Source organism: Pseudomonas sp. Sample_9 (assembly GCF_004307535.1).
Taxonomy (GTDB): Bacteria; Pseudomonadota; Gammaproteobacteria; order Pseudomonadales; family Pseudomonadaceae; genus Aquipseudomonas; species Aquipseudomonas mercuritolerans.
On the sequence record NZ_RAZO01000153.1, the window covers coordinates 1 to 5,775 of the forward strand.

The 5,775-nt window shown below is 61.3% G+C and carries 3 protein-coding genes; 1 reads left to right on the top strand and 2 read right to left on the bottom strand.

Annotated elements, in window-relative coordinates; genetic code table 11:
• Nucleotides 1–260: 260 nt before the first annotated feature.
• Nucleotides 261–2,915: a DNA gyrase subunit A gene (gene gyrA, locus D6877_RS07840; RefSeq protein ID WP_130910404.1), complete on the bottom strand. Its 2,655-nt coding sequence runs from the start codon at nucleotides 2,913–2,915 to the stop codon at nucleotides 261–263.
• Nucleotides 2,916–3,338: 423 nt separating this feature from the next.
• Entirely contained in the window at nucleotides 3,339–4,415 is a 1,077-nt protein-coding gene (gene mtnA / locus D6877_RS07845) for an S-methyl-5-thioribose-1-phosphate isomerase (RefSeq protein WP_016770927.1), read from the bottom strand.
• 108 nt (nucleotides 4,416–4,523) lie between these two features.
• Here mtnA and D6877_RS07850 point away from each other — a divergent pair.
• The coding region (locus D6877_RS07850) for a TRZ/ATZ family hydrolase (protein ID WP_130910405.1) at nucleotides 4,524–5,775 on the top strand (1,252 nt) is incomplete at its 3' end.

Consider the following 5,775-nt stretch of genomic DNA (forward strand, 5'->3'; position numbering starts at 1 on the left):
GCGCAGAAGTTATAGGCTCGCTTGCTCACATCCAATCTCGCTCTGATTTGGTGGTATCACGCAATAAATCACACTACCGATCAACATGGCCCTGTGGGAGCGAGCCTGCTCGCGAATGCATCACCGCGGTGCTTCAGAGGTACCGCAGCGCCTGCTTTCGCGAGCAGGCTCGCTCCCACAGGGGATCTCCATGATGTCGAAAATTCATACCGGACAAATAACAAGGGGGCGAATTCTCATCCGCCCCCTCGTTTGTCCGCTTATTCCTGCGGTTCTTCGTCTGCTGCGGCGTCGAGTTGCTGGTCGTCTGCGGCCTCGTCGATACCGACGGTGCCTGCGATTTCCTCGCCCTCTTCACCTTCGAGCTCTTCGCCTTCGATTTCCGAAGGCTCCTGAACCCGCTCCAGCCCGACCAGGGTTTCATCCTTGGCCAGCTTGATCAGCGTCACGCCCTGAGTGTTACGACCCAGGCTCGACACTTCGTCGACACGGGTACGCACCAGGGTGCCCTGATCGGAGATCAGCATGATTTCTTCGCCGTCGAGCACCTGCACCGCGCCGACCAGACGGCCGTTGCGCTCGTTGCTGACCATGGCGATCACGCCCTGACCGCCACGCTTGTACTCAGGGAACTCGGTGATCGCGGTGCGCTTGCCATAACCACGCTCGGAAGCGGTGAGGATCTGGCTGCCTTCTTCCGGGATCAGCATGGAAATCAGCTTCTGCCCTTCCGGCAGACGCATGCCGCGCACGCCGCGAGCGGTACGGCCCATGGCACGCACGTCGGACTCTTTGAAGCGGGTGACCTTGCCGCCGTCGGAGAACAGCATCACTTCGCGCTCGCCATCGGTGATGGCTGCAGAGATCAGCACGTCGCCTTCGTCCAGCTCCAGCGCGATCAGACCGACGCTGCGCTGACGGCTGAAGGATTCCAGCGGGGTCTTCTTCACGGTGCCGTTGGCGGTAGCCATGAAGATGTAGTGACCTTCGGTGTATTCCTCGACCGGCAGCATGGTGGTGATGTATTCACCGTCATCCAGCGGCAGCAGGTTGACCAGCGGACGACCACGGGCAGCGCGGGATGCTTCCGGAATTTCGTAGGTCTTGAGCCAGTAAACCTTGCCCTTGCTGGAGAACAGCAGCAGCGTGGTGTGGCTATTGGCAACCAGCAGGTGAGCGATGTAGTCCTCGTCCTTGACGCCGGTGGCCGACTTGCCTTTGCCGCCACGACGCTGAGCCTGGTACGCAGCCAGCGGCTGGGTCTTGGCGTAGCCACCGTGGGAGATGGTCACGACGCGCTCTTCTTCCGGGATCATGTCGCCCAGGGTCAGGTCGAGACGGGCATCGAGAATTTCGGTGCGGCGCACGTCGCCGTATTCGGCGCGGATCACTTCCAGTTCTTCGCGGATCACTTCCATCAGGCGCACAGCGCTGTTGAGGATGCGGATCAGCTCGCCGATCTGGTTGAGAATCTCTTGATACTCGGCCAGCAGCTTCTCGTGCTCCAGACCGGTCAGACGGTGCAGGCGCAGTTCGAGAATGGCTTGCGCCTGTTCTGGCGAGAGGAAGTACTTGCCTTCACGCAGGCCGTATTGCGGATCGAGGTTTTCCGGACGGCACGAATCGGCACCGGCACGCTCAACCATCGCCACCACAGCCGAGGATTCCCAAGGCGTGCTGATCAGCGCTTCCTTGGCTTCCGACGGCGTTGGCGAGGCCTTGATCAGGGCGATGACCGGGTCGATGTTCGACAGGGCAACGGCCTGGCCCTCAAGAATGTGCCCGCGCTCGCGCGCCTTGCGCAGTTCGAACACGGTACGACGGGTGACCACTTCGCGGCGGTGACGGACGAAGGCTTCCAGCAGATCCTTGAGGTTGAGGATGCGTGGGCGGCCGTCGATCAGCGCGACGATGTTGATACCGAACACCGATTGCAGCTGGGTCTGGGCGTAGAGGTTGTTGAGGATCACCTCAGGCACTTCACCGCGACGCAGCTCGATCACGACGCGCATACCGTCCTTGTCGGACTCGTCGCGCAGCTCGGTGATGCCTTCGAGCTTCTTCTCTTTGACCAGCTCGGCGATCTTCTCGATCAGACGCGCCTTGTTCAGCTGGTAAGGCAGTTCGGTGATGACGATCTGCTGACGGCCACCGACCTTGTCGATGTCTTCGATGATCGAGCGGGCACGCATGTAAATGCGCCCGCGACCGGTGCGGTAGGCTTCGATGATGCCGGCGCGACCGTTGATGATCGCAGCCGTCGGAAAGTCCGGACCGGGAATGTATTGCATCAGCTCATCGACGGTCAGCTCGGGGTTGTCGATGAGGGCCAGGCAACCGTCGATGACTTCACCGAGGTTGTGCGGCGGAATGTTGGTCGCCATGCCCACGGCGATACCGCTGGAACCGTTGACCAGCAGGTTCGGCACGCGGGTCGGCATGACCGCCGGGATCAGTTCGGTACCGTCGTAGTTCGGCACCCAGTCCACGGTTTCCTTGTGCAGGTCAGCCAGCAGCTCGTGCGCCAGCTTGGTCATGCGCACTTCGGTGTATCGCATGGCCGCAGCGTTATCGCCGTCGACCGAACCGAAGTTGCCCTGGCCGTCGACAAGCAGGTAGCGCAGGGAGAAAGGCTGGGCCATACGAACGATGGTGTCGTACACGGCAGTGTCACCGTGCGGGTGATACTTACCGATCACGTCGCCGACGACACGGGCAGATTTCTTGTACGGCTTGTTGTAGTCGTTGCCCAGCTCGCTCATCGCGAACAGTACGCGACGGTGCACGGGCTTGAGGCCATCGCGCGCATCCGGCAGTGCACGGCCGACGATCACGCTCATTGCGTAGTCGAGGTAGGACTGTTTCAGCTCGTCTTCGATATTGACCGGGAGGATTTCTTTGGCCAGTTCGCCCATGAGAAGCCTGATTCCTTTTTCTGGTGAAACTTCGTCATATCCATGTGGGAGCAACGAAGCTCGTCGGGGCCGGCCGAGTGCCATGCGCCGACTTACGACAAATCAACATTGGATCGCGGATTTGCGCAGTAAAGACAGCTCCGTGGAGCCGCCTCGGAAAACGCCGGATGTTATCACAAAGGCCGCCACGCACCTATCCCCCAGATGCGCATGGAGCATAGTTAGTTGACCGATGACAGGCTTGAGGGGGACGACAGAAGCTCTGAGCTTCTTTGAATGTGAAATCTGGGGCAGATTTACAGTTGTTTATTGACATTCAGGCCCTCATCGCTGGCAAGCCAGCTCCCACAGGTTCAATGCCGGGCACAAAACCTGTGGGAGCTGGCTTGCCAGCGATGGGGCCCGCTCACACGCTAAAGACCTTCAATGCAGGCGCTTGCGACACATCAGCTGGGCCATTTTCGCGGTATCCGGGCGTTCGACGATGCCTTTTTCGGTGACGATCGCATCAATCAGATCCGCCGGTGTGACATCAAACACCGGGTTGAACGCTTCAACATCGGCACCGACGCGTTTACCACCAACTTCCAGCAACTCGGCGCCATCACGCTCTTCGATCGGGATGTCATCGCCGCTGGCGAGGTTCATGTCGATGGTCGAACTTGGTGCCACGACCATGAAGCGCACGCCGTGGTGCATGGCGTTGACTGCCAGTTGGTAGGTGCCGATCTTGTTCGCCACGTCGCCATTGGCGGTGATGCGGTCGGCGCCGACGATCACCCAGGTCACGCCTTTGGTTTTCATGATGTGCGCGGCGGCGGAATCAGCGTTCAGGGTCACTGGAATGCCTTCGTTGGCCAGTTCCCACGCGGTCAGGCGCGAGCCTTGCAGCCACGGCCGGGTTTCGTCGGCGTAAACGCGTTCGACCATGCCTTCTATATAAGCAGCGCGGATCACCCCCAGCGCAGTACCGAACCCACCGGTGGCCAGCGCGCCGGTGTTGCAATGGGTCAGGATGGCTTGAGCGTTGCCCTGATGCTTGCGAATCAGATCGACACCAAGCTGCGCCATGGTCAGGTTGGCTTCGCGGTCGCTTTCGTGAATGGCGATGGCCTCGGCTTCCAGCGCCGCCAGCGGATCGGCGTTGCTTTTAAGCCGATCCAGGCGATCGTGCATGCGGCCCAGCGCCCAGAACAGATTGACCGCGGTCGGACGCGAATCGGCCAACAGCGCGAAATCCTCTTCCAGCGCCGCGTACCAGTCGCCGCCCTCGGCAATCCGCGCCCGCGCCGCAAGGACGATGCCATAGGCCGCGCTGATGCCGATGGCCGGCGCGCCCCGCACGACCATCGAGCGAATCGCCTCGGCCACGCCGGCGGCGCTGGTGTAGGCGATCCAGGTTTCCTCGAACGGCAAAATACGCTGATCCAGCAGGTGCAGCGCGCCATCACGCCAATCGATGGCCTTTACTTTCTCCGCAGCCAACAGTCGATCGCGCATCCCACACCCCGCACTCATGAACAAAAGCCGCCGATTATAGCGATCCCCCCGCGAAGACGCTCGGGTATACTTCGCCATCCTTTACAAAAGCACTGGAACCGACCCTCGATGCCGAAACCTGCCATTGCGCTCGACCTGTTATTGCTGCCGACCTGGCTGGTCCCCGTCGAACCGGCAGGCGTGGTGCTCAAGGAGCACGGCCTGGGCATCCGTGACGGTTGCATCGTGTTTATCGGCCCGCGCGCCGAAGCGTTGAAGTGTAACGCGACAGAAATCCGTGAACTGCCGGATGTTCTGTTGGCGCCGGGACTGATCAATGCCCACGGCCACGCGGCGATGACGCTGTTCCGTGGCCTGGCTGACGATCTGCCGCTGATGACCTGGCTGGAAAACCACATCTGGCCGGCCGAGGGCAAATGGGTCGATGAGGATTTCGTCCGCGACGGCACCGATCTGGCCATCGCCGAGCAGATCAAGGGCGGCATCACCTGCTTCTCTGACATGTATTTCTTCCCGAAAGTCGCCAGCGAGCGCGTACACAACAGCGGTATCCGCGCGCAGATCGCCATTCCGATCCTCGATTTCCCGATCCCCGGCGCCAGCAGTGCCGACGAAGCCATTCGTCAGGGCGTCGAATTGTTCGGCGATCTCAAGCATCACGAACGCATCAAGATTACTTTCGGCCCGCATGCACCCTACACCGTCGGTGATGAGAACCTGGAAAAAATCAGGGTCATCGCCGAGGAGCTTGACGCCTCGATCCACATGCATGTGCATGAAACCGCGTTCGAAGTGCAGCAGGCCGTCGAGCAAACCGGCGAACGGCCACTGGCGCGCCTGGGTCGCCTTGGCCTGCTCGGCCCGCGCTTCCAGGCGGTGCACATGACCCAGATCAGCGATGACGACCTCGCGCTGCTGGTAGAAAGCAACAGCAGCGTGATCCACTGCCCGGAATCCAATCTGAAACTGGCCAGCGGCTTCTGCCCGGTCGAACGTTTGTGGCAGGCTGGGGTAAACGTCGCTGTCGGTACCGATGGCGCGGCGAGCAACAATGATCTGGATCTGCTCGGCGAAACCCGCACCGCCGCCCTGCTGGCCAAAGCCGTCGCCGGCTCTGCCACTGCGCTGGACGCCCATCGCGCCTTGCGCATGGCCACCCTCAATGGCGCCCGTGCGCTGGGGATCGAGGCGCAGGTCGGCTCGCTGGAGATCGGCAAAGCCGCAGACATTGTCGCCTTCGACCTGTCCGGTCTGGCGCAGCAACCGGTGTATGACCCGGTGTCGCAGCTGATTTATGCCACCGGCCGTGATTGCGTGAAACACCTGTGGGTCGCCGGCAAGCAACTGCTCGACGACCGGC